Below are 20,612 nucleotides of genomic sequence, written 5' to 3' on the forward strand. Positions count from 1 at the left end.
AAGCACTGGGCGGCCCAGGTCTCGCAGAGGGCCGGGGGTTACTGAGGTTGAACTCGTGGTGTCGTAGGGGCTGACGGCTCGTCGCCCGTGCGGTATCACCGGGGCATGCGGTATCCACAAGGGGGCGGGCTGACCGCCGGACGGCAGCATTTCCGTGAGGAGTTACGACTGAAGGCCGCCGAGAGGTTCGCCCGGGGCGAGGCGAGTGCGGTGATCGCCAAGGACCTGCGGGTCAGCGTCCGGTCGGTGCAGCGATGGCGGCGGACGTGGGACGAGGGCGGTCCGCGGGCTCTGCGGTCGCAGGGGCCGGCATCACTGCCGAGGCTGGGCGAGGCACAGTTCGCGCAGCTGGAGGCGGAGCTGGCCAAAGGACCGGCCGCGCATGGCTGGGAGGACCAGCGCTGGACCCTGAGTCGTGTGAAGACGGTGATCGGCCGTCGCTTCCACCTGACCTACACGGTCCAGGGTGTGCGGAAGCTGCTGGTGCGCAACGGCTGGTCCTGCCAGGTCCCGGCCCGACGGGCGGTCGAGCGGGACGGCGAGGCGGTGGCCGGGTGGGTCAAGGAGGTGTGGCCCTGCGCGGAAGGCTCGCGGCGGCCCGTGGAGCCTGGCTCGTCTTCGAGGACGAAGCCGGATTCTCCATGACGCCGCCGCAGGCGAAGACCTGGTCCCGGCGCGGCCGGACCCCGGTGGTGCGGGTGCGGGGCCGTTCCCGCAGACGGATATCCATCGCCGCGCTGACCTGCTGCAAACCCGGCTGCCGGTCCCGGCTGGTCTACCGGCCGCGCCGGGACGACGGACGACGCAACGGACGCAAGAGCTTCTCCTGGTGTGACTACCGGGACCTGCTGACCGCCGCACACCAGCAGCTCGGCGGCCCGATCGTCCTCGTCTGGGACAACCTCACCGTCCACAAAGCCGCCGAGCTGCGGGAATGGGCGGAAGCCCGGGACTGGCTGACCATCTACTACCTGCCGCCCTATGCACCCGACCTCAACCCCGTCGAAGGGATCTGGTCCCTTCTTCGGCGCGGCTGGCTCTCCAACGTCGCCTTCCACACCCCCGAACACCTCGTCCAGCGCATACGATGCGGCCTACGGCACATCCAGTACCGCAGCGACCTCATAGACGGCTGCCTCGCCGAGACCGGCCTGACCATCAGACCTGCCTGAGCAACCCAGCGACATCACGAGTTCAACCTCAGTAGACAACTTGCCAAATCGTGCTGCGGGCCCGACCTTTTCCATGGCCCCGACCGGCCCCTCTCGGAAATTCTTTTGGGTTCTTTCGAGTTTGCCTTGAAGTGCCTGCTCGTGCAGCTCCTTGAGGGTAGGAACGGGAGTCCCGAGTGGCGCCACCGTTGATATCACAGAGCGTCCGGTCTGCCCCTCACTTGCAGACGCGGATTCCGGCGCCATGATGGGAATCACTGCAGCGGCTGCCGTAAGCGCAACCCATTTTTGTGATCTTCTGCGTGATGCTCTCTGTAATGCCACATTCCCCCCAGGGCTCGATGCATCAATGTCGATCACTCGCTCGATGCAAGTGACCGCGGGAGGAAGGTTTCCTCAACATCTTTTCGAGCCAACCGGCCTGCTGGTCAGGGATGTTGTGCTTACCGACTACCAGGCCCCGTTACGTAGCCCTCATCCACTATGTGGTCAAGCTCCAATACCCCTTCCATTTCCCGCAGATCGTGATACAAGACCGTCGTTTCGACCGTTCATATGCGATCCGGGGCGAGGATGATGGCGGCCAAGTGGATCGGGCTGGCCTCTTTTTTCCGACGACGGTGCACTCCTCTATCCCTGCGGGTGCGGAGACGACGCCAGGGCCGTCTCCCGCGCGGAGGCGAGCACCGAACGACCCCCCGCAGGCGCGGGGGCGACCTGCCTGCGAATCATCGGTGCCGAACGAGGGTCGGACTACCCCCGCGGGTGCGGGGACGACCCGGTTTGCGGGGCGCAAAACGCGAACTCCGGCGGACTACCCCCGCGGGTGCGGGGACGACGCTTGATCACGTAACAAAAGCCCAGGTCAGCAAGTGTCGTCCCCGCACCCGCGGGGGTAGTCCTGCATATACCATTTTGGGTTCCTCGCCGCCCAAAACCCAATACGTATGTACTGGGTTTGAGACTTGGTCCCTGGCCGCTCGTGGTGGAGCCCTGCCCGGCGTACCGGACAGGGCTCCGGGGCGGTCCCTGATCGGCCGGTGACCACGGCGATTCCAGCGCCGTGGTCACCGGCTACAGCAGGCGGTCCACGATCCGCGCTGCCAGCGCGGAGACGACTGCTCCCACGCAGATCAGCGCCAGCTCACGCCGACCCAGCCGAGTGAGCAGATCACCCAACCGCTGCCGTACCGGGGTGACCGCCCTCCGTAAGTGCCGTTGCATGCACGCCTCTCCGTCCTGAAGGGGCCCAGGCTTCTTTACCCGGGCACATCGGAGGGAGGACAGACGGACTCGCCGGCACGGCACGATCGTACCGGGCAGCGGTTCTTGGCGCTGGAAGTTGGGACAGCCCGACACTTCACCGTGCCCGGGATGCGCGGCGGTGGCAGGGATCGCAAGCTGAGGTCATGGGACGTGGGCATCCTCGGGTCGTCGTGCAGCCGCCGACCGGGACGGGCGGGCGACGGGTGCACGTGGACGACACGAACCTCGGCATCGCCTACGGCCCGGCCGACCTGCTGGAATTCCTGCGCCGGGCAGGGCTGGACCCGGACGCTGTTGATCTTTCCGATTCGGCGCTGATCGAGTGGAGGGGCGGGGGCCCCGAGGTGTGGAGTGCGGATGCGTAGCTCTGGCCGGTCTGGATGGCGCGCGTGCGCGAGGCGGTCTGCCTTACGGCTGCCGGTGTCCGAGTGCTGCTGAGGTGGCGTCGCCCTGTCGAGCTCGGTCGGGCTCATTGATCACGTGGATACGGTCTCTGCGGCGGGAGCGTTGAGCAGGTCGGCGGGTCCCACCATGTAGTGGTGGGCTGGAGGATGGTCGATGGACAGGTGGGGCCAGCGGGCCCGCAGTACCTGGCCGGTGGGGACGAACAGACCGTCGGGCAGGGCGCCGAGTGGTATCCAGACCCAGCTCTCGTACGCCTCGCCCGGCTGTACGGTCGCCTCGCCTTCGTAGCTGGTGACCAGGGCTCCCGCAGTGAGGCGGGGGACGCCGTCGACGTGGTCGAGGAGCAGTGCGAAGACCTCGACGTCGCTGGGAGTGGCGATCAGCCCGGTCTCCTCGCGGAGTTCGCGGGCCGCTGTTTCTTCCAGGCTCTCGCCGGGTTCGGTCTTGCCGCCGGGGAGGCCGAGCGTTCCGCGTCAGTGTCGGCCGAGAAGGACTCGGTCCCGGCCGCGGGTGGCATCGAGGACGATGACGCCGACGCCCAGCGCGGTCTGCGGCTGCGGCGGGCGAGGAGTGCGTGGCCGGGTGGTGATGGGGGCGGGCATGTGCACTCTCCGATCAGTGGTGAGGCTGGAGCACGGGGCGTCCCTCAGCTGGGCGGCGGACGCCCCGTGTCCTGGGTGCTATTACCAGGATGTCCAGACGGGCCTTCCGGTCTATGCGCTGCTCTCTTCGTGCAGGATCGCTGCTCTGGCTGCCCAGGCCAGCATGCTCTGCCCTCGCAGGGACAGCCCGAGCCGGTTCCAGTGGAAGATCACGTGGTAGGCGAGCACCTTCCTGAGTCCGCGGTCGAGGGTCCCGGTCTGGAGGGCGCGGCCAAGGGCCTGGCCCGTGTCGCGGAAGGCGGCGGCCCACTCACTGACCGGTTCCAGCGGGCCGCCGCGGCGCAGCAGGCTGTCGCTGTCGGCGAGCAGTAAGGGGCGGATCTCATGGGCCATGGCGTGGAGACGGTCGGTGGGGACGCCGTCGACGGTTGAGCGGTGTTCGTCCGTGATGACGCGGTGCCAGACGTCTGCCTGTTCGTACCATTCCAGTCCGGCGGCGCGCAGCATGATCGAGCACAGGAGGACGGACAACTCCCTCGGTCCCACGGCCAGGTTGTCGCGTTGCCGCAGCCGCTGCACTTCCCGGCTGTCGGTGACGAACAGGTCGTGTGCGGCGGTCATGCTGGCGGTGCCTCCGAAGGCCGCGGTTTCCGGTTCGTAGATGCCGGGCCACCACCGTCGCAGGTGCCCGTCGGTGACGAGGCGGTCGAAGTCGCAGCCGAGGGCCAGCTTGGTCCCGGTCTTGGGCCGCAGACGGAGGCGCAGGCGCCAGCAGGGGTGCTTCCTGGTGTACCACCAGCCGTCGACGGCGCCGACGGCCTCCGCGTCCCGCAGGAGGGGGAGGGTGTGTGCGCTGAAGGTGGTGTCGGCGTTCGCCCAGTCGGTGAAGTGGAGGTAGACCTGCCACCAGTCGGTGGTGGAGGCGTGGTGGGCCAGGGCCTCGCGGCCGGCCTGGTCGTAGACCGCGACGGCGTCGGACAAGACCGCAGGGTCCATCCGGTGCTGGCGCGCGGCGTCGGCGAGCGGAAGGCCGGTGAGGACGGCGAGGACCGCGCGGTGGGCCGGGCCCGGACCGGGCTGGATCAGTGGATCAAGAGACATGCGTCCCATCCGGTGGTCGGTGCCTGCTGCGAGGCGAGAGTGGTGAGGGCGAGCGCGGTTCCGGCGTCGCCGTTGAGCAGCCCCGGCACCGGGGCGAGGCCGGGCCGGGCCTGTGCGGCGAAGGCGTCGCCGATGCGCTGGGCCACGGTGTGCAGGCGTGAGTCGCGGGCGTCGGCGGCGGCGCGGAAGGCGGTCTGGTAGATGCCTGCCCAGCCGTGGCACAGGCCGGTGTCGGTGACGTGGGCGAGCTGCGCGGGGTCGGTCAGGGCCCGGTGGAGGGCGTCCTCGTAGAACGCCTGGAGGGCGGGTGCGCGTAGGGCGAGGGCGGCGAGTTGCCCGGCCCGCGCGATGCCGGTGGTGCCGTAGCACCAGCTCGGCCGCGCGGGGACGTCGTGGTGAGGGCGTCCGCGTTCGAGGTCGTGGCGCGAGAGGTGTTCGGGCCACCACGGGCCCGAGGGGCCGTGCTGGCACCAGGTGTCGAGGTATTCGCAGATGGTCCACAGGGCCTGGCGGTGTCCGGTGACGGTGATGCCCTGGCGCAGTGCTTGGGCCAGGAGCAGGAGGGGGCCGGTGATGCCGTGGGCGGCCCCGAGGTTGCTGTGTCCGCCGGGGAAGTGAGGGGAGGCGCCGCGGGCCGGGTCGTGGCGGACCCACCAGCCCGGCAGCCCGCGGTCCCCAGGCGGGAGCGGGTGGGTCAGGGCGACGAGGTAGCGCAGGACTCGTTGCAGCGCGGCGCCCTCGGGCTCGGTGCGCAGGAGGTAGGCGCCGATGCCGGTGAGCCCGTAGAAGAGGTCGTACTCGCAGAAGGCGGGCAGGTCGCGGCTGCTGATACGGGCGAGAGCTGCGTCGGTCCGCCGGTGCGCGAGGGCAGTGATGTGCTGGTGGAGGGTCTGGCGCGCCGGTGCGTACAGGTGCTGGTAGGCGGGCGGGACGGTGGTGAGGAGGAAGCCGATGGCCGGGGCGCCGAGGAACAGGCCGGTGGTGTCGGCCGCGCTGATGTGACCGCAGGCCGCGGTGGTGATCCAGCGGTGGGCGGGGTGCCAGGAGCCGCCGTACCGGGCGGCGATCTCGATGTGCAGCAGGCTGATGCCGGCGGCCCCGTCGGCGAGGGACTGCACTGCCCAGGGTTCGCCGGGCGGCGGGGGCGCGGGTTCGGCCAGACGGGCGGCGTACTGCTCCAGGAGCGCCGCCGCGGCGGCGGTCGGCGTGGTCATCGGCTTGCCGCCTGGTGCTGGAGGGCCGCGGTGCGCACGAGGCGCAGCGTGGTCGCTTCCGCGTTCGGGCTGACGCCCAGGGCCCGGACGTGGTGCTGGTGCAGCAGGGACCGGGCAACGGTGAGCGGATCGCGCTCGGCGGGCAGGGCGCGGCGGTAGACGTCTACGACGGTGGCACGAGCCTTCCACGCTTCGACGGCCTGGAGGCCGCCGGGGAGGACAGCAAGCGCGTTTTCCCCTTCTGGTGAGGCGAGTTCGAGGACCTGGGTGCGCAGCGTCCGGTCGAGTCGCCCGGTGCCCTGGGGCAGGTTGCGCACCAACCACTCCTCGGCCTCACGGGCGCTGGGGGCGAGGCGGGTGATCAGGTGCAGGGCGCTGGCCGCGGCGAGGGCCTGCGGGGCGAAGACATCGGTGTGCTCGGTGAGGTGGATCTGCGCGAGGGCGGCGGCGGAGTCCGCCGCGAACACCTGGTGCGCGGCGTCCAGGGCCGCCGCGTGGCCGAAGCGCCCGGTCTGCGGCTGGTAGGTGGCCAGGGCGAGGCCGGATGTCAGGCCGAGGCCGTGAAGCCCGCCGGCCCAGGCGTGGATGTGCTCGGCCGCCGCGCCGTAGGTGCCGTGTGGCAGGTGCAGTGTGAGGTCGAGGTGCTGGTCGGCGTCCGGGCGTGCCATCTCCCGGTGCCGGGTGAACCACCACAGGGGCGGGGTGTCGCCGAACGCGGCGAGAAGGCGGGGCAGGTGCTGGCTGAGGATCTCGTCGTAGCGGCGGGGGTGCGCGTGGAGATGCGCGTGAAGGACATCGCCGGCGCCGGGAAGGTGCGGTTCAGCAGCGGGCGGGGTGGCGGGGCGCGGCGGGGGTGCGGTGGCGTTCTCGGGTTGGGGACGGCCGAAGGAGAGCCATATCTCGTGCGCCCGCCCGATCCAGCCGTGGTCGTCGCCGTCGGGGGCCTCGCGCAGCTCCAGGCGCCCGGTGCTGTCGAGGCGGGAGCGCAGGAGGCGGCGGTGGACCGGATGGGACAGGTCCAGGGGAAGGCGCTGGTCGTACTCGATCACCGCGACCCGGGGCGGGACGTGGAGGCGGTCTTGCCAGGCGTTGAAAGCGTGGTCCCACTGCGCCGCCGGGGCTGCCCGGCCGGGCAGGTCGTCGGCCGTCAGCAGCCACCGTGCCGGGGCAAGGACGGTGCGGCGGTAGCGCACCCGGGGCAGGAAGGGGAGCCGGGCGGCGGCACCGAAGTCGAACGGTTTGTAGGCGGCGTACCGTCCGGTGGCCACCTCGGCGAGGAAGCGGGCCAGTGGCGGGGTCTGGGTGCCGCCTTCGAGGGCGTGCAGGACCCGCACATCGATGCGGCGGCCGGTGGACAGCTGCACGAGGTGGAAGGTGCGGGCGTCCGCGGTGACGGCGATGTCGGCGAGCCGGATGGTTGTTTGGTCTGCCGGCCGGTGGCCGGACAGTTCGATGACGTGGGGCAGCATCCGCGGTGTGCGGGTGACGTTCTCGTTGCGTCGGCGGCGCGGAGGAAAGACAAGCTGCGCGGGCACAGTGTCCGGGGCGCTGCGGTAGGTGGCGGCGAGCGCGTCGTGCTGCTCGGGCGGCAGGAGGTGGGCGAAGCGGCCGGCCATGCTGCTGCCGGGTCGGGGCACGGCGGTCAGCAGCACCTCGAAGGCGCCGCGGTCCAGGGCCGCGGTGCTGGGCGCGTGGACCTCGAAGGCCGCCTCCAGGCGGGGCACAAGCAGCCGTTCATCGCTCCCGGCGGCCTCTTCCAGGGCGTCGATCACCGCGTCGGTGAGCAGGAGTTCGTCGCCGCCGTCCATGAGGATCTGCTGCACCAGGGCGAGCAGCCTCTCGTCGCGGTCGGTCAGCAGCTTCGGGGCGCGGCCGCGCTCGGAGCCGACGTACCCGGCGGGCAGGCCAAGGCCGCTGTCGGCGACGAGGTCCATCACCGGCACCAGGGCGCCGACGCCGTACCGGGCACGGAAGCGGCGGTGGTAGTCACGCCAGTGCTGGTAGCCGTAGGGCTGCGGCGTGGTCCGGTACAGGGCCGTGACCGCTGCCTGTACTTCCGCGACCACCGCCTGCGGGATCTGCACGTCGCAGTCGAGAGCGGCATCGACGAGCAGCGGCGTCGGGGTGACGGACGAGAGGCTGCCCATCCGTGCCGCAACGGCGCGCACACCGCTGCCGGAGAGCGCCGACCGGTGGGCGCCGAGGTCCTCGTGCACCGCCTTCAGTTCCTGGACCAGGTCCCCTACGTCCGGCACGGTGTCCGCCTGGTGCCTTTCCAGTTCGCGGCACAGGTGCGCGAAGGCGTCCACGGTGGTCATGGGCGCCCACAGGCTGGTGATGAGGAACTGCTGCTCGACCAGACTCGTCAGGAGCGCGTCGATCTTCTCCGTGGTGGCCTGGGGGAACCTGTCACGCAGGTGGGCGTGGAGGTCGGCGTAAGAGATGGGGGAGTCGGCAGCGTCGATGGCGGCGGTCACGGGGCGGGCGTTGCGGACGGATATCTCGACCGGGGCCAGGAGGAAGGCGCGCCCGTCGGCGGGCGGGCCCGGCGCCACGAGCCGGTCACTGCGGGCCCGGGCGGCGTTGTTGGCGACGAGCGGTAACCGCCGCAGCAGTTCGGGGCTGCGTTGGAGGCGCAGCATCATCTCGGTGACCCACTCGGTGTCCGGCCGGACCACCGTGCGGTGCGTATCGCGCCACCGCACGCTTGCTCGTCGCCCGACCGATACGGCGGCGGTGCCGGCGAACAGGCCGAGGGGGGTCGGGCGGTGCTGCCACCGCAGGAGGTAGGAGACGGTGGACAGTGCCGTGCGGCGCACGTGACGCAGGCCGGTCTGCCGGCTCTGGACGACGGCCTCGATGGCGGCGGACAGTGCAGGGCTGGCCAGCTCCAGCGCGCCGCGGACTTCCTCACGCTGCCAGACGCGGTTCAGCCACCCGCGTATGACGGCCACGTCGTCCAGATCGAGGGTGCGGGGGACATCTGCCGGCCCCAGGAGGGTGGTGGCGCGCAGCATCGCGGCGCCCTGCCACTGGTAGTCGGCGACTGCACGGGAAACCATGGGCCCTTCCTTCGGACGACGCGGGAGCGAAAGGGGCCGGTGGGCCGGGCGCAGTGCTGTGCCCGGCCCACCGGTCACGCAGTGGCCTGGATCAGGCCGGGTCCTCCACGAACGAATTGCAGGCGGAGGCGCCGTTCGCGCAGGTCTGCCCGCAGCCGTCGCCCGTGGAGCACATGAGCTTGCCGTGCGGGTACTCGGCGATGACGACCTTCACGTCCAAGGGCGCGAAATCGTCCTCCAGGTCCGCCGTCCTCGCGGACGGGGCCAAGGTGGAGTTCGGCATGGTGGTGCCTTCCTTCCTGTTCGGTGGTGCGGGACGACCTGACTCCCGGGATTACTCCGGGGGCCAGGAGAGTGAGATCCGGCGGTGGACCTTGTCGATGACCCTCTCGCCCGGGATCTGGTCATCGGGGGTGCCGGCCGGGTAGACCCGGATGACCGGGCTGGGGCCGCCGCGCCGGCGGGCCTTCCAGTCGCGCAGGGCGTCGGCGACCTTGTCGGCGAACTTCTTCGCGTTCGGGCCCAGGGCATGCACGCCGTACTCGACGTGCTTGTTGTCCTCGGTGCGGCGGGTGACGAGGTAGGCGAAGGAGTCGTCCTCGACGGCGGCGAGGGCGAACCGCTTGTTCACCGGGGCGACCAGGCCCGTGTCCAGGTCCTCGTCGACGGCCATCGTGCAAAACCCCGGCAGGGAGATCGCCAGATGCATCTGGAGGGTGTCGATGACCTCCTGGAGGCCGATGGTGACGCCGGTCCACACCTCGTGGCGCGGCGTCGTGACGGCGTTGTCCAGCCGGTGCGGATCGGCCGGAAGACCGTCGTCGAAGCGCAGCCCGATCTCTGGGGTCCCGTTGACCAGCAGCAGCTCCTCCCGGTGGGCACTCGCGCCCTGCATCGGGACGAACCCGCAGATCCGCGCTGACTCGCTCTCCAAGAAGCCGCCGCTCTCGCCCGCGACGCGGGTGAAGGCGACCGAGCGGGTCAGGCCCCGCATCCGCAGCGGCACCACCAGCCGACCGCCCTCCTTGAGCTGCGCGGTCCAGGCCGGAGGGATGTCCCAGGCCCCGGCGGTCACCATCACGACATCCACCTCACCGAGACCCGGGACGGGCTCGGCCGCGTCGGCGGTGACGACACGGACCGCACCGTAGCCGTGCTCGTCCAAGAGCCGGCGGGCGCGATCGGTGACGGCGGGGTCGATGTCCACGGTGACGACATCGCCGTCCTGGCCGACGAGTTCGGCGAGGTAGGCCGCGTTCAACCCGCCCGAGCCGATCTCCAGCACCCTCATCCCCGGCCGTACCCTGGCCTGCTCCAGCATCAGGGCCTGGATCTGCGGCGCGGAGACGGAGCTGAGCTGGACGCCGTACTCGTCCGTCTTGGTGATCACCGCGGCGTACGTCTCGTACGCCTTCTCCACGGTCGCCTCCGGGGCGAACGCGTGACGGGGCACCTTGCGCATCACCGCTTCGATCTCGGGCGAGGAGATCGTGCCGTCCGCGCACAGCTCGTCCACCACCTTGTTCCGCAGGCGGGTCGCCTCGTCGGGCTCGATCGTCGTGTTCGTCATTGAGATTCCTTCGCTCGTGCGTGTTCTGGGCGGGACAGCAGCAACTGCCGGTGGCTGGGAGGCTAGCGACGGATGATCTCCGTTCCCGTCAACTCGCTTTGTGCTGCTGAGGTGTTGGTGGACGGCGTGCGAGGGCTCGGCGCTGCCTGGACAGCCGTCCGATGGTTCTGTCCGCTGCTCAAGGCCGCCAGGTGGCGGGCACAAGATCGTCCAGATTGGTGACCCCGCCGTCCCGCAGAGTGCGTACGAGCCGGGTCCAGCCGCCCGGACCGGTGTGCCCCGCAGATTGAGGGGGCCGCGGAAGTCGCGCCGGCCGCGATGACCACGGCCAGCAACCCGGCCAGGCTTGCCGCCGTCCGCGCAACGTGGTCCCGCATGTCAGCCCTCCTCGCGGGTGAGGTGCCACCGGGAGGGGGCGAGGACAGGACGAACCCGGTCCCTGCCACGACGAGCGTCCCCGCACACACCCCCGCCACCACGATCGGACGCACCCCGTCCCGGGGGGCCGGGGCCGCCGCCGCACTGTGCCGCACCACGGGCGCGGCCCCCGCCTCCTCCCGGGGAACGGCCAACGGCCCGTTGGCGGACAGCGGCCACTGCCGGTCCCGTACGGAATCCGCGTGGGCCGCGGGTGCCGTACCCGCCGCGAGGGGCACGGACAGCAACACGACCGCACCCGTTGCTGTGCGTGCGACGGCACGCGCCCGCGCGGTCACGCCAGTGCCCTGTCTGCGCGAGGGGGAGTGGTGGTGCCGGGCCGGGGGCTTGGCCGGGACTGAGGGCGGCTGTTCGACAGGATCTTGTTGAGCTTGTCGCGGTAGAAAACCGCGAGGAGGGGGGCGTGGCCGCCGAGGACCTTGCGGACGGCGGGGGTGGTGATGACCTCGACGCGGTGGAGGGCTTCGGCTGTCTGAGGTGTGGCGTAGAGGTGGTCGGGCCGCGGCATCGCCGGGTGCGAGGGCAGCGTCGGGACGAGCGCGCCTGCCTGGCCGAGGCGGGTGGCGGCGTGGTGCGCCAGGTCCACCCACGGGGACGTGACCGTGGCCGTGTTCGGGTGGGTGGTGGGGTCGGTGCTCCAGGGCGGTGCCTGGGCGGTGGGGCATGCGTGCACGGTGCTGAGGAGGGCGGCCGTCCTGGGCGCGGCGAGGTCGGTCAGGCTCCACAGGTCGGCGGCGCTGCGGTCGGGGTCTGCGGGCAGGGCCAGGCCGGTGAGGTGCAGGGGTGTGGGGGCGTCGTCGACGCGTATGGCGGGGTGGGCGAGGTGCTGGCCGGAGTGGGTGCGCAGGTGCCCGCGGGTGGTGATGCGGCACAGCATCGGGTCGAGGTAGACGATGGTGGTGCCCAGGGCCGGCGAGGCCGAGACGGGGACCGGGGTGAGCGCGGGCCGGGGGCGGAGGGTCAGGTGCGCCGCGGTCTCGTACATGTGCGCCCCGTTGTCGGCGCGGGGGTCGGGCTGGCCGTGGCAGATGACGATGCATGGGCGCTGGCCGCGGATCATCCGCACGGCCGCCCGCCATCGCGTATCCCTCAGGGGGTAGGGCGGCAGGATGCACGCGAGGACCCGGATGCGGCTGGGGTCGTCGTGGACGACGGGGACGGTCACGGGACTTCCTTCGGACAGGGTTCAGGCATGGTGGCGGGCTGCGAGGAGGAAGAGGACGACAGCGAGCGCGAAGACGCCGACCCGCAGCACGGTTGTCGGCGGACACTTCTTCATGGCCGCGGTCAGCCGTTCGCTCGGGGGCAGGTGCCGATGGTGACAGTGCCGGTCATGCTCGTGCCTCCGGGCGGTTGACGGAAAGGATCAGTCCGTCAGCGGGGTGGTCAGCAGGCGGGCGAGGGCCGCGGTGATGGGCAGGTCGGGCAGGGCGGTCTCGATCCAGCCGTACTGGCCGGCCGGGTTGAGGTCGACCAGATGCCACTCGCCGTCGGCGTCGACGAGGAAGTCGGTGGCGGCGTAGTGGAGGCGGTAGTGGGCCATCAGCCGCGCCATGCCGGCCCGGACGCGGTGGGGGATATCGGTGGTGCGGTAGGTCAAGGCGTCGTAGTCGGCCCGGAAATCGGTCCGTGCGGCGTCGGAGTGTGCGTCGATCCGCGCGGCGAACTGGTGCGCGCCGACGGTGGTGAGCCGCACCTCGAACGCCTTGTTCACCCGCAGTTGGAGTTGCTGGATGCCGTGGGCGATGCGGTCGTCCAGGTCGGCGGGGTCCACGCGGGTGGTGCAGTGGGCGGCGGCCTCGCCGGAGGGGTAGACGATGCCGGGCAGGCGCAGCGTTTTGGTCACCAGTGGCCCGGTGCTGTTGGCGAACGCCTGGGCGGCGGTGGGGTCGTTGCCGATCCACGTCGGCGGGACGGACAGGCCGTGCTCCGGGGCTGCGGCGAGGACATCGGCTTTGCACTGGGCGGCGTGGGTGCTGGTGGGGTGATTGACGTGGCGGCACCGCAACGAGGCCAGCACACCGGCAACCCCCGCGTTCGCCTCCCCGCTGGCCCACTCGGCCTCGGCCGCGCACAGGTGAGGCCCGGCAGGGATGTGCGCCGGGTTGGAGTGCCACCACCACACGGCGCCGACGTCCTCCAGGCGCACGCGGTGGTGGGCGGTGCTCAGCGTGCCGGACCAGGCACGACCGTCATGGCGGGCGTCGAGGTTCACGTGCTCGGGGAAATCGGCCAGATCGAATCGGATGGCTGGGGTGCCGATCTGTTCGAGGGCGAGCAGGACGCGGTCGGCAGTCGGATCGGTCCGTGTGGTGATCACGCAGACCGGCCGCGCGGAAGGACGGGACATCACGGCGTTGTTCCTCGTGTCGGGAGAGCAGTTCAGTTCAGGCCGGGTGACGGGCGGGCCGTGAGACGTGCGCGGCCCGCCCGGTGCCCGGGATCACCACAGGTAGGGGATGAGTTCCCGGTCATCGCTCTGCATCTGGCCGTTGGTGGTCGTCTCCGTGCTCGCGCGGAACTGGGCGTGAGCCGGAGTGCCCTTGGCGGTGGTGGTGATCTGCCGGCGGGGGTCGTAGATCAGCTCGGCGGGCTCGGTGGCCGCGGAGGCGGGCTTCGGTGCGCTGAAGTTCGACAGCGCCCACGGACGGCGGCAGGTCAAGGTGTTGGGCATCGTTGCTTCCTTTAGGTGATGCGGTTACTGGGGGATGGCAGTCGGGAGGAAGGGCGCGAGGGCGTCGGCCAGGTACTGGGCCTGGCGCGGGGTGGCGGGGCAGATCCCGATCTGCCCCGTCCGCGTGCGGTAGCAGCTCAGCGCGCCGCGCCCCGTGGTGATACCGGCGGCGCGCTGGAGCGCGAAGGTCAGGTACTGGGCCAGGACGCTCTGATCGGCGGGGAGGCCGGGGTTGAGGTCGGCGACGCAGGACGCGACGTCGGGCGCCAGGCGGACGCAGACCGCGGCCGCGTCGCGGGGCTCCCACGGCCCCATGCCCACGAGGGCGCCCTCGACGGTCACCGCGGCGGGCAGCCCCGCGGTGACCAGTGCCATCCGCAGCCGGTAGGCCGCCGCGCCGGACGCCGCGGGCAGCGCGCCGATGACGAGGTCGGTCAGCCGGACGACGTCGACCGTCTGCGCGAGGTGCACGAGGGGGCGGGGGCCGCGGGTGACGATGATGGAGCGTATGCCGTGGCGGCGCAGCGACGCCTGTACGCCCGTACGCGGCACGGCCGACAGTGCGCTGCTGCCCTGGCGTGCCAGGACGGAAAGGAGCGGCGGCAGCAGGCGGAGGGTGGCGGCGGGGGCGCTGTCGGTGGTGCCGATCTCGACGAGCGTGCCGCCGCGGCATACGCCGAGGGCGGCGCCCAGTGCGGTGGCCGCCAGGCGCCGGGCCGGTAAGCCGGCCGCGGCAGCACGCACGACATCAACAGTCATCGGTCCTTCTTCAAGGTGGTGGTACGGGAGTGGGATGAGTGCTGGCGTCAGCAGCCGGTCTTCGTGGCCGCGGCGTGGAGGATGGCGTCGACGGCGGCGGTGAGGTTCGCGTCCGATGCGTCGCGTGCGTCTGCGGGGCTCAGCACCGTGATCCACGCCTGGGTGGGCCCGCCGGGGCCGCACGGGCGGATCTTCATGCCGCCGAGCATCGGGGTGTTGGGCTTGAACAGCGCCGTGTCGTCGCCCTGGTATCGGATGTGGCGTGCGGGGATGAATTTGCTCTCGGCGGCGGCGCGGATGTCGTGGTGAGGCGCGCGTGGCTGGTAGGCGACGTCGAGGGCGGGCTGGCCGTCGACGTGGTACATGCACTCGGTGCCAGAGCCGGCCGGGTTGGCGATCTTCTCGGGCTTGGCCGTCTTCCCACTGGGCAGCAGCGGTGCGACGACCGTGGTGGGGACCGGGAGGCCGCAGACCTCGTCGGTGGGGCCGGCGACCTTCCCCGGAGCCTCGTGACGGGAAGAGGTCTGGTGCGCGGCCTCGGTCCGGGGAGCGGCGCCCGGAGCGGACGAGCATCCGGCGAGCAGGAGCGCCGCGGTCGCCGCACTCAGGGCCAGGATGCCGGAATTGGGTTTCATGGATTGTTCCTTCGGAGGGAGGCCGGGCAGGAGAAGGGGTTGGTGACAGCGCGGGCGGCCGGTGACCTGGACACCGGGTGCGCGATGTCGGTTCATGGACGGCGGGCCAGGTCACCGGCTGCTCCGCGCTGCGAGAGCGAGGTGGCGGGCGTGTTCCTCGGCGAGGTTCACGCGGGTGGACTCGTCGAGGCTTGTGATCATTTGGTGGGCGAGGACCCACTGCGCCTCGGAGTCGAAGTAGTCGATCTCCACGGTCTCCTCGGGGTGCAGGGCACCGTCGCGCCCGGGGTGGTAGAGGACGCCGAACACTCCCCAGGGACGGGGGTGGCGCACGCGCAGGGCGTGGGCGCCGGTGCGGCGCAGGCGGGGGCACGACCGCATCGCCGCGACGGCGCAGGGCACACACACCGGAGGGTGGGTCGTCTCGGGCTGGAGCACTTCGCCGGGGGCGGCCGGTACCAGCCACAGCACACCACGGGCGCTGACGTCCGCGCTGCGGCCGCAGATGTGGCACAGCAGGTCGCGCATGCACCGGCGCTGACGACGGGAATGCACCCCACCGAAGTCGGGCTCCCCCCGGCCGAGGCGTTCGGCCCGGCGGGACCACAACACCCCGGCCCGGTCTCGGTCATCGTGCCGAGGCTGCAGGAAATCCAGCCGGCCGCCGGCACCCACCACGAGCGTTCTGTTGTTAATGCGTTCCCCGGACCACGTCGCGAGGTAGGGCACACCGGATACCGCTGGGCCACTGTGCGGTGCGGTGGGCGCCCGCCTCGTCGTTGCCGTCATCGGGCGGCCACCACTGGTGCCGTGGGGCGGTGCGGGGCGATGACCTGCCCGTCCGGCAGGAGTTCACCGGTGTCCTCGAACAGCAGGACGCCGTTGCACAGCAGGCTCCACCCCTGCTCGGGGTGGGCCGCCACGGAGTGCGCGGCCTCACGGTCAGCGGCGCGGGCACTCGGGCACGGCGGATGATGGGTGCACATGAGGGTGGCTTTCGGGATCGTGGTTGGGGAAGTGGCGCTGGCGGCGGCTTCGTCGCCCGTGAGAGCCGCGGTCAGGGCGAGACGACGGAGTGGGCGAAGGCCACCACGGCGAGCAGGCCGAGCAGCAGGAGTCCGATCGCGCCGGCCACCACCCACACGACGATTTCCATCGTTTTCTCCGCTACCGGATGGCCGCGGCGGATGGGGAAGTGATCACGGTGGTGGTCGGTCATGCGGAGCTGCTCTCTTCAGATCGGGCGAAGGACGGAACAGGGCCGGAGCCTTGCTACGCCGGTCCGCCCCTGGCAGGACTTCGGGGGCGGATCGGCGGGGCCGACGCGCGAGGGGTGGCCGGGCGTCGGGCTGGGCGTCCGGGACGGTGGGTGCCGGCGGGAGCACAGGGCTACGGCGGCCGCGGCGCCCGCGCGATGCGCAGCAGGCGCATGGCCGTGTAGAGCAGCAGGCACAGTCGGCGCCTCGCGGGGTAGGTGAGGGTGTGGTCCGAGCCGCTGATGAAGTCGCGGGCCCGGCGGACGGTCGCGGCCGTGACGCTGTCCGGCCCGGCCCGGTCGGCGCGATGCGCCACGTACGGCAGGAGGTTCGCGATGACCGATTCCACCTGCGGGATATGCGGTCGGAGTACCGCCGCGACCCGCGGGTCGGCGGGGGCCGTGGGTGTCGAGGGGGCGGTGCGGGCGAGCGCGGTCAGGCCGCGGCGTATCGTCCACTCCGCGTCCGTCTCCAGGACCAGCCGCGGGTCCCCGCGCACCGCGTCGGAGGCGATCTCCAGCAAGGAGGGCGACGTCACGAGACCTCCTCGGCCAGCAGATCCAGCAGATCCAGGCACGCGTAAGACAAGCGCCGCAGCCGGGACAGGGCCTGGGCGGGGTCAGTGAGCGCCTGCTGCGACTGGTCGAGAACGTCTTGTCCCGCCCTGACGCGGGTGCAGACGCGTCCGACGAACGAGCACGGATCAGCCTCCGCGTGCGGGGGGCGGTCGTGCGGCGCCGGCGGGATGAGGATGTTCGACACGAGGTGACGCAGGGTGCTCCGCGCTCGCCCGGTCAGGGCCGCCACCTCGCCCGGCGACGGCCGCGGCCCCCCGCCGATCACGGCGTCCAGCCGGTCGTAGACCGCCTCGCACCCGGCGACCTCGCGCAGCTCGTCGGCGCGCAGCAGTACCTCTGTCTCGTACGGGGGTTCCAGGTGTACGGCGGCCACGCTCATCTGGCCCAGGTCGACGGTGGCGGCCCGCGCGGTGGCCTCGGGCGGCAGCCCCACCATGCACCACACTGTTTTGCCGCCGGCCGTTCTCCAGCAGCCGTACGCGTCGGCCAGTTCCGCGACGATCCCCAGGCCGCGGCCGTGCTCGGAGAGGTCGTCCACCGCCCGCACGGCAGGCATCCGCATCGAGGCGTCACGCACCTCAAGCAGCAAGCTCCCCGCCCGCAGTGTCAGCTCCGCCGACACCGGCCCGGAACCGTGCAGCAGGCTGTTGGCGGCTAGTTCTGTGATCAGGTACTCGATCGTGATGGCGGCGTTGCAGGACGCCAGACCCCACCGGGCCAGCGCGGCGCGGATCACGGCACGGGCGGAGGAGACGCCGTCGACGCTGTCGCCGACGCTCAGCCACAGACCACGCAGAATCGGCCCGGGCAGCGGGGGAGGGGCGTTCTCAAGAGGGGCCGTCGCCTCGCACACATCGACCGCGAGGCGACGGATGAATCCGGACGGCTCTGCCTGGGCCTCCGAAAGGGGTGCCCCGGCCTTACTTGACGCACTGCCTAGCCGGATGTGTGGGGCGGTGTTGTTGCGGCAGTACACGGCGGCGGCCGGAAACGCAGCGTCATCTCGGAGGGAAGGAAGGGGGATGCTCTGGCTCGTCCTCATGCCGGCCTCGGCTTCGTCGGGGGTGGGAGACCGCCGATCGTGCGACGGCACAGCAAGAGGTAATCCGCATCTACAGCCACACGACAGGCAATTCCAGTGCCCACTTCGCTGCGCGGTACCGGAAATTTTTACCTTCTTTATGCGGCGGCCAAGCTATCTGTCGCTACGGTGAGTCCATGGAGGGCAACGTGAAGTCGGCGACGTCCAATGTCCATCTAGCGGCCTACATGGCACGCGCGGGGCTCACGCAGGCGGAACTGGCGAGGCACCTCAACGCCCACATTGAGGACATCACGGGGAAGCCCGGAGCAATCGATGCTCGGCACGTCCGCAACTGGCTCACAGGAAAAACGCGTTGGCCGCAGAAGAGACAGCGGCTGGCTCTCGAAGCAGAATTCGACGTGAGTGCGGAACAACTCGGGTTCATGCCGCCTAAGCGGAACGCCGGAGCGTCGTCCGCCCACCTCGTACCGGCAGTATCGGAGGACCCAGTGGAGCGACGTCGGTTCGCCACCGGAAGCGCATCGGTAGCAGTAAGCGCCCTACTCCCCGTCCCGTCCGCTTCAGCGCGCCCACGTGTCGGGATGAAAGACGTCAATGACCTGGAAGCCGCCTTCAACCAACTCGTCGCTGAGGACAACCAAGGCGGTGGGAACGTCAAGTTGGAAACCCGTGCCCTGGCCTTCGCACACCACGCCCTAGAGCGCCAGGCGGTCGGTACGATCGCCAGCCGCGTTCGTTCCCGTCTCTATTATCTCGCAGCAGCTTTCACCGGTACGGCGTTGTGGGCCGCTGTAGACGATCACGCCCCCGACCGGGCTCGACGACACCTCGTGGATGGCCTGCACCTCGCGCGCCTCTCCCGGAACCCTGAGATCGAACTGAGGCTGTGGGGCCATGCGTCGATGCTGGCTGCACAGCGGCCTGGACATATCCAGGAAGCTCTCGCCGCAGCCCAGGTCGCGCGTGATTCGCAGGCGTGCCGCCGTGATCCGCTCTACCGCTCCCTGGCCTGTGCCCGTCTGGCTGGCATCCAGGCCCGGGTAGGGGACGATCGGGTTGCCCTCCGAACCCTTGACCGGGCCCATACGGCACTCGGTCAGGCTGACCCAGGCGAGGTGCGGCCAGCATGGATCGGGTTTTACGACCCCGCGGAACTTGAAGGGCTGACTGGCCTCATCTTGACGCGGCTCGGGCGACATGGTGATGCGGAGGCACACCTACATCGAACACTCGCTCGACTCCGTCCGGAGTACCGCCGGAACCGGTCCTACTACACAGTCCATCTCGCCCTCACACAGCTGCGACAGGGGGAGGTTGAGGCGTCCTGCGAGACGGCCCTGGCGGCGCTGCCCAAGGAGCCCGGTGGTTTGCTGAAGGGACGCACCGGGCGGCTCGTCGCCAAGTTCGATCGCGAGCTCAGGGACATCGCTCCTGGCGCACGGTGCGCGTCGGATTGGAACGTACGTTACACGGAGCGAAAGGAACGAGCGTGACTGTCGAGTTCAGCCAGGCCACGGCCGAGCACTTGCCCTCGATTCAGAAGACGATTCTCGAAGTCCACAGCGAAGTCCGGCACAAGGACTTCGGCATCACGAGCGAATTTCAGTCTGTGGAACGGTTCAGTGAGCGGCTGGCGAAGTACGCTTCCCGGCCGGGTTGGACTGCGGTGGTAGCCCACGAAGCCGGCGAGGCGGTGGGCTTCTGCTTCGGATACCCACTCGGTCCGGAATCGGCGTGGTGGTCGCACATGAAAATCGCTCTCCCTGAGGAGGTAAGCGAAGAGAACGGGCGTCGCACTGTCGCGCTGAACGAGATCGTCGTGCGGAAGCCGTGGCGCGGCAGCGGCGTGGCCTGGCAGCTCCACGAAACGTGGCTCGCTCCGCGCACCGAGGAGCGCGTTACGCTCCTCGTCAATCCGGCGATGGGTGACGGGGCTCTCCAAGCCAGGTACGAGGCATGGGGCTACCGCAAGATCGGTGACCAGCAACCATACGCGGACTCACCGGTGTACGCCGCGATGATTCGTCCTGTCCGGCGGCGCTAGTCGACGTCGGCTTCCGAGGTAATGCGCCGCAGACGAGTCGATGAAGCCCCACCTTCGGTAAGGGCTTCATCCGTCCCAGCTCATCCGCGCAAGATCATCAGGTTCGGTCCACCTGTGAGATCCGTATGCCTCGGATGTCCGCGAACCTCCCGTTCTTGAACTTGGCGCCAGCGGGGCCGCGTCTCCTGACGCTCCCGGCCCCGAGTTTGTCCGCCGTCACGCCTGTGGCGCAGAGGGCATCGCCGGTCGCATCGAGGACTTCGAAGCGGACGGAGCAGTCCGCCACACTGCGGCTGTTGTTCGTGTCGACGAGACGAGAGGCGGTCAGATCGGAGGCCACCGGGCCGAACACGCCCGGCTCGGCCCGCAGCATGCCGGCGTCACCCAGACAGTGCCCGCCGAGTGCGACAGCCAGGGCCACTTCCAGCAGGATCTTGCCCGGATCGCGCACCGCCCGCGACTTGCGCTACGACGCCAGCGCCCCCGATATCGCGGTGTCCAGGCCGGAATTGCGGACCGTCTCGACCGGCACACCGACCCGGCCTGCGAGGCCATCCCATAGCCGCCGCCTCGACACGGGCACACGGCGAGGTTAATTTAATGAAGTCCCGGCTGCCTTGTCATGCTGTGACGGCTATGCTCATCGGAAAGCGACAAGGGGGCACGGTGACTGAGCAGCTTCTTAGTACTCCAGTTGCAGTTCGCTATTACTGCTGGTCAGGGGCAGGTTTCCGAGTGCATTGAGCTGACTGGCCGTCATGTTGCGGAAGTTCGTGACCGGCGGTGCGGCG

The 20,612-nt window shown here is 70.5% G+C and carries 20 protein-coding genes and 2 pseudogenes; 4 read left to right on the plus strand and 18 right to left on the minus strand.

Going from position 1 to position 20,612, the window contains the following annotated elements:
- The first annotated feature begins 105 nt into the window (after window positions 1-105).
- Window positions 106-1,172 (plus strand): IS630 family transposase gene (locus AC51EU_RS14055; RefSeq protein ID WP_496267226.1). Its coding sequence is split into 2 segments (ribosomal slippage): window positions 106-549 and window positions 552-1,172, totalling 1,065 coding nucleotides; the frame shifts between segments, so codons are not numbered across the junction.
- 1,074 nt (window positions 1,173-2,246) lie between these two features.
- On the opposite strand, the gene AC51EU_RS14060 is transcribed toward AC51EU_RS14055, so the two are convergent.
- Window positions 2,247-2,396 (minus strand): hypothetical protein, encoded by a 150-nt coding sequence (locus AC51EU_RS14060; protein WP_496267227.1) that lies wholly within the window; start codon window positions 2,394-2,396, stop codon window positions 2,247-2,249.
- 251 nt (window positions 2,397-2,647) lie between these two features.
- Between AC51EU_RS14060 and AC51EU_RS14065 the strand changes: the two genes are divergently transcribed.
- Entirely contained in the window at window positions 2,648-2,803 is a 156-nt protein-coding gene (locus AC51EU_RS14065) for a hypothetical protein (protein WP_496267228.1), read from the plus strand.
- 111 nt (window positions 2,804-2,914) lie between these two features.
- On the opposite strand, the pseudogene AC51EU_RS14070 reads toward AC51EU_RS14065, so the two are convergent.
- From AC51EU_RS14070 to AC51EU_RS14145, 16 genes and pseudogenes are all read right to left on the minus strand, one after another.
- Window positions 2,915-3,292: pseudogene (locus AC51EU_RS14070) on the minus strand (NUDIX domain-containing protein); the annotation flags it as partial.
- A 24-nt stretch (window positions 3,293-3,316) separates the two neighbouring features.
- A complete protein-coding gene (locus AC51EU_RS14075) occupies window positions 3,317-3,445 on the minus strand; it encodes a hypothetical protein (protein WP_496267229.1) in 129 nt (42 codons plus the stop codon).
- Window positions 3,446-3,556: 111 nt separating this feature from the next.
- Window positions 3,557-4,546: a thiopeptide-type bacteriocin biosynthesis protein gene (locus tag AC51EU_RS14080; protein ID WP_496267230.1), complete on the minus strand. Its 990-nt coding sequence runs from the start codon at window positions 4,544-4,546 to the stop codon at window positions 3,557-3,559.
- Window positions 4,528-5,760: a lanthionine synthetase C family protein gene (locus AC51EU_RS14085; RefSeq protein ID WP_496267231.1), complete on the minus strand. Its 1,233-nt coding sequence runs from the start codon at window positions 5,758-5,760 to the stop codon at window positions 4,528-4,530. The genes AC51EU_RS14080 and AC51EU_RS14085 overlap by 19 nt, the downstream gene beginning before the upstream one ends.
- Window positions 5,757-8,822: a lantibiotic dehydratase gene (locus AC51EU_RS14090; RefSeq protein WP_496267232.1), complete on the minus strand. Its 3,066-nt coding sequence runs from the start codon at window positions 8,820-8,822 to the stop codon at window positions 5,757-5,759. The genes AC51EU_RS14085 and AC51EU_RS14090 overlap by 4 nt, the downstream gene beginning before the upstream one ends.
- Window positions 8,823-8,913: 91 nt before the next feature.
- Window positions 8,914-9,105, minus strand: a complete 192-nt coding sequence (locus tag AC51EU_RS14095) for an FxLD family lanthipeptide (RefSeq protein WP_496267233.1) — start codon at window positions 9,103-9,105, stop codon at window positions 8,914-8,916.
- 51 nt (window positions 9,106-9,156) lie between these two features.
- Entirely contained in the window at window positions 9,157-10,392 is a 1,236-nt protein-coding gene (gene fxlM, locus AC51EU_RS14100; protein ID WP_496267234.1) for a methyltransferase, FxLD system, read from the minus strand.
- A 712-nt stretch (window positions 10,393-11,104) separates the two neighbouring features.
- Window positions 11,105-11,995, minus strand: coding sequence for a hypothetical protein (locus tag AC51EU_RS14105; RefSeq protein ID WP_496267235.1), 891 nt, complete (start codon window positions 11,993-11,995; stop codon window positions 11,105-11,107).
- 201 nt (window positions 11,996-12,196) lie between these two features.
- Complete coding sequence (locus AC51EU_RS14110) at window positions 12,197-13,180, minus strand: MvdC/MvdD family ATP grasp protein (RefSeq protein WP_496267236.1); 984 nt, start codon at window positions 13,178-13,180, stop codon at window positions 12,197-12,199.
- 93 nt (window positions 13,181-13,273) lie between these two features.
- Window positions 13,274-13,504: a putative ATP-grasp-modified RiPP gene (gene tgmA, locus AC51EU_RS14115; RefSeq protein WP_496267237.1), complete on the minus strand. Its 231-nt coding sequence runs from the start codon at window positions 13,502-13,504 to the stop codon at window positions 13,274-13,276.
- Window positions 13,505-13,528: 24 nt separating this feature from the next.
- Entirely contained in the window at window positions 13,529-14,263 is a 735-nt protein-coding gene (locus tag AC51EU_RS14120) for a hypothetical protein (RefSeq protein ID WP_496267238.1), read from the minus strand.
- Between the two features lie 47 nt (window positions 14,264-14,310).
- Window positions 14,311-14,898 carry a hypothetical protein gene (locus AC51EU_RS14125; RefSeq protein WP_496267239.1) on the minus strand — a complete coding sequence of 196 codons (588 nt, stop codon included), beginning with the start codon at window positions 14,896-14,898 and terminating at the stop codon, window positions 14,311-14,313.
- Between the two features lie 111 nt (window positions 14,899-15,009).
- On the minus strand, window positions 15,010-15,426 hold the full coding sequence (locus AC51EU_RS14130; RefSeq protein WP_496267240.1) for a hypothetical protein: 417 nt from the start codon (window positions 15,424-15,426) through the stop codon (window positions 15,010-15,012).
- Between the two features lie 257 nt (window positions 15,427-15,683).
- Entirely contained in the window at window positions 15,684-15,884 is a 201-nt protein-coding gene (locus AC51EU_RS14135; RefSeq protein WP_496267241.1) for a DUF5999 family protein, read from the minus strand.
- A 403-nt stretch (window positions 15,885-16,287) separates the two neighbouring features.
- The gene (locus tag AC51EU_RS14140) at window positions 16,288-16,692 is read right to left on the minus strand and encodes a hypothetical protein (protein WP_496267242.1); all 405 of its coding nucleotides are present in this window, start codon (window positions 16,690-16,692) and stop codon (window positions 16,288-16,290) included.
- The gene (locus AC51EU_RS14145; protein ID WP_496267243.1) at window positions 16,689-17,585 is read right to left on the minus strand and encodes an ATP-binding protein; all 897 of its coding nucleotides are present in this window, start codon (window positions 17,583-17,585) and stop codon (window positions 16,689-16,691) included. The genes AC51EU_RS14140 and AC51EU_RS14145 overlap by 4 nt, the downstream gene beginning before the upstream one ends.
- Window positions 17,586-18,001: 416 nt before the next feature.
- Between AC51EU_RS14145 and AC51EU_RS14150 the strand changes: the two genes are divergently transcribed.
- Both AC51EU_RS14150 and AC51EU_RS14155 read left to right on the plus strand, forming a co-directional pair.
- Window positions 18,002-19,270: an NsdA family TPR-like regulatory protein gene (locus AC51EU_RS14150; protein ID WP_496267245.1), complete on the plus strand. Its 1,269-nt coding sequence runs from the start codon at window positions 18,002-18,004 to the stop codon at window positions 19,268-19,270.
- The gene (locus tag AC51EU_RS14155) at window positions 19,267-19,821 is read left to right on the plus strand and encodes a GNAT family N-acetyltransferase (protein WP_496267244.1); all 555 of its coding nucleotides are present in this window, start codon (window positions 19,267-19,269) and stop codon (window positions 19,819-19,821) included. Before AC51EU_RS14150 ends, AC51EU_RS14155 begins: the two co-directional genes overlap by 4 nt.
- Window positions 19,822-20,125: 304 nt before the next feature.
- Here the strand turns inward: AC51EU_RS14155 and AC51EU_RS14160 are convergent.
- Window positions 20,126-20,376, minus strand: a pseudogene (locus AC51EU_RS14160) (IS1380 family transposase); the annotation flags it as partial.
- Window positions 20,377-20,612: the final 236 nt, after the last annotated feature.

The sequence above is a fragment of the Candidatus Streptomyces philanthi genome (genome assembly GCF_059553635.1).